The organism is uncultured Thiothrix sp., assembly GCF_937873765.1.
Classification (GTDB): Bacteria; Pseudomonadota; Gammaproteobacteria; order Thiotrichales; family Thiotrichaceae; genus Thiolinea.
The window spans coordinates 1-3,623 of record NZ_CALMZC010000053.1; the positions used below are offsets into that span (position 1 = coordinate 1).

The 3,623-nt window shown below is 44.5% G+C and carries 3 protein-coding genes; all 3 read left to right on the plus strand.

Annotated features, from left to right (window positions below):
• Positions 1–171: 171 nt before the first annotated feature.
• The 3 genes from Q0307_RS15425 (at position 172) to boxB (ending at position 3,450) form a co-directional block, all read left to right on the plus strand.
• Complete coding sequence (locus tag Q0307_RS15425; RefSeq protein ID WP_298661727.1) at positions 172–573, plus strand: DUF3461 family protein; 402 nt, start codon at positions 172–174, stop codon at positions 571–573.
• Between the two features lie 156 nt (positions 574–729).
• Positions 730–1,812: a calcium/sodium antiporter gene (locus tag Q0307_RS15430; protein WP_298661728.1), complete on the plus strand. Its 1,083-nt coding sequence runs from the start codon at positions 730–732 to the stop codon at positions 1,810–1,812.
• A gap of 144 nt (positions 1,813–1,956) precedes the next feature.
• Positions 1,957–3,450, plus strand: coding sequence for a benzoyl-CoA 2,3-epoxidase subunit BoxB (boxB, locus tag Q0307_RS15435; RefSeq protein WP_298661729.1), 1,494 nt, complete (start codon positions 1,957–1,959; stop codon positions 3,448–3,450).
• Positions 3,451–3,623: the final 173 nt, after the last annotated feature.

The following is a 3,623-nucleotide window of genomic DNA, read 5'->3' on the forward strand; positions in this document are numbered from 1 at the left end:
TCATTGGCGAATTCATTAATCAGATGTTTTTCAACTCTTCTGGTGCATGACCCGACATTTGTACCCAAGAAGGTAAAATAATCTCATCCAAAGCGCTTTGAATTCACATTTCTTCTTGATTTCACGAGTGATATAGTTTTTGCTCCACCACAGAACAATAGGTTAGCAACTATGAGTATGCAATATCCCAACTTAGCTCAGATGGGCGTACAGAATCCGCAGGAAATTATTGGCTATACACTTTCACATATCGCACCGGCAACCGACGTGCTGAAAATTAAATACCAGCGTCCCAAAGGTTCACTGCTGCCAGTCACCCGTAGCTACAATATCGGTCGTGCCGTACAAACCCGCATGATTGATAGTGGCACTGCGACTACGGGAGAGGTCTATGAAATTTCGCCTATCTTATCTAAAGCCCTGCATGAGTTAGATCAGATTGTTGATGCCAAAACCTCAAAAGAAGAATTGAAGAAGCATATTTTGGCGGAGTTAGAGCGCGTTGAGCTGGAGTTTGTTGCTGAACTGCGTGCTTTGCGTCATTTAATGTCTCAATTAGACAGTACGAATTGATCCCTACTCTAATCACCCGCTACTAGATTGAGTAGGGGTATCGCGCTACCCCCCTACTCTCAGGTATTAATCCCTAGCATCTACAGGCTTACCTTTCTTTTCTCCTAAACTCAGCTTATTTTTAAGCTTTTATTGACCTCCAAAGGCAACACAACAATGACAATCGTTTATTTCATAGCCGGGCTAGTATTTCTAGTCATTGGTGCTGAATTACTAGTGCGGGGTGCATCGCGTTTAGCCGCCGCTTTAGGTATTTCGCCCTTAGTGATCGGTTTAACCGTGGTAGCATTCGGTACGAGTGCTCCCGAATTAGCGGTGAGTGTTAAAGCTGCGCTTAATGACCAAGCTGGAATTGCTGTCGGTAATGTCGTCGGTAGTAATATCTTCAATGTTTTATTTATTCTTGGTATTTCTGCGTTAATTATTCCTCTCGTGGTCTCCAAGCAACTAATTAAGTTTGATGTCCCTTTGATGATCTTCCTTTCGGTGAGCGTGCTGCTGTTCGCACTGGATGGGAGATTTAGCCGTATTGAAGGCATCATTTGGTTTAGTGGTTTACTCGGTTATATCACCTTTCTTATTTATAAAAGCCGTCGAGATAGCCGCAAAACGGCCGAAGCAATTGATCCAGAAGTAGCTGAACTACTCGGTGACCCGAGCGAGAAACAAGCTTGGGCTAAAAACATTGGTTTCATTGTCATTGGTTTAGTCTTACTTGTGCTGGGTTCACGTTGGTTAGTGGAGGCGGCAGTGATCTTCGCTAAATACTTAGGTGTCAGTGAAGTCGTGATTGGTTTAACCATTGTTGCGGCTGGAACCTCTTTACCGGAAGTTGTCACCTCAATCATTGCTGCGATTCGGGGTGAGCGTGATATTGCGGTAGGGAATGTAGTGGGTAGTAACATTTTCAATATTATGGCGGTGTTAGGAGTGGCTAGCATAGTGGCACCTGCAGGCATTCCAATTGAAGCATCCACCTTACGCTTCGATATTCCCGTCATGATTGGTGTAGCCTTAGCGTGTTTACCGATTTTCTTCACTGGGCAAACCATCAGCCGCTCTGAAGGTGCTGTATTTTTTGCCTACTACGTGGCTTACACCCTTTACTTGATATTTGTTGCCACGAGCAATCCGGCTTTAGCCACATTTAGCAAGGTTATGCTTTATGGTGTACTGCCCTTAACAGCCCTTGGCTTGCTCAGCCTCAGTGTGCACCAACTCCATGCCAATAAAAAGTAATATAGTGCATAATTTCTGGAGTAGCTGGTTCTAGTTTACTTATATTTTGCTGACATACATCATTATAGTTGCAATTTACTGCAACTATAATGCACTCCTAGGTCAGCTAAAAAGCAATATGATTCATATTAGGAGGAGTTCAAGATGAGTGAGCAATTAGATACCTTAGTAGAAGTATCGGAATCCATACACGGTGATAACTTTGTTGAAGTCAAATACGATGATTTGATTCCGAACAATGTGGATTTGTCCTCTGATAGACAATTACTACGCGCTCTAGAGGCTTGGCATCCTAACTACCTTGATTGGTGGAAAGAGATGGGACCTGAAGGCTTCCAAGAGAGTGAAGTTTATTTACGTACTGCTGTCGGGGTTGATCCTACTGGTTGGGCTAAGTTTGGACATGTCAAAATGCCAGAATACCGTTGGGGTATCCTGCTTGCACCCAAAGTTGAAGGTCGTACCATTCCTTGCGGTCGACATAAAGGCCAAGCGGCATGGCAAGAAGTACCGGGAGAGTATCGGTCTTTACTACGCCGTCTAATCGTTGTCCAAGGTGATACTGAACCTGCCTCAGTTGAGCAACAGCGTTATTTAGGCAAAACAGCACCAAGCCTGTATGACATGCGCAATCTCTTCCAAGTGAATGTAGAGGAGGGGCGACATTTATGGGCAATGGTCTATCTATTAGTGAAATACTTCGGCAAAGATGGCCGTGAGGAAGCTCAAGCTTTACTAGAGCGCCGTAGTGGTCAACAAGATAATCCACGGATCTTAGGTGCTTTTAATGAGCGCACACCCGATTGGCTCAGTTTCTTTATGTTTACCTATTTCACGGATCGTGACGGTAAAATGCAATTAGCGGCTTTAGCCGAAAGTGGATTTGACCCACTCTCACGTAGTTGCCGTTTCATGCTGACAGAAGAAGCACATCACTTGTTCGTGGGTGAAACCGGTGTAGGCCGTACCGTTGAAGCCACTTGCACTGCGATGAAAAAAGCAGGAATTACTGATCCTTATGACATTGAAGCGATTCGTGCTTTAGGGGTGGTTGATCTCCCTCTGCTACAACGCAAAGCTAATTTCCATATGTCGGTAACACGTGATTTATTCGGTTCAGAAATTTCGAGTAATGCGGCGGATGCGTTTAGCTCAGGCTTAAAAGGCCGCTTCAATGAAGCTAATCTGACGGATGATCATGAACTGCAAGAGGCCACTTATCCTGTCATGCAAGTAGAAAATGGTCAGCTTGTCACTAACGAAATCCCTGCGTTACGCGCCATCAATAGCCGTTTATTGGATGACTATATTGCAGACTGCCAAGGTGGTTTAGATCGTTGGAATAAAACCATCGAAAATGCGGGCATTGATTTTAAATTCACTCAACCGCATAAAGGCTTCAATCGTCGCATTGGAGAATTTGCAGGCCATCGGATTAGCCCCTATGGTGAGCTCTTAACAGAAGAAGCATGGCAAGCACAAAGTGGTGCTTGGTTACCTAATGACAGTGATATGGCCTTCATCAACTCACTGATGAAACCCTGCCATCAACCCGGTGAATATGCCAGTTGGATTGCTCCTCCACGTGTGGGTATCAATAAACAAGCTACTGATTTTGAATACGTAAAAATCGCTTAACTTAACTCCTCGCTTGGCGACAGCGCTGATAGTTGTCGCCTCTCTTACTGACTAGTGACCTACTAAATGCTAACCTGCTGACTTTCTAACTATTTAGGAGCAGGCCATGAGCTATGTTGATGGTGGTCATGCACCAGAGGAGTTGAAGAGCCACTAAAGCGGTAGTAACTTAA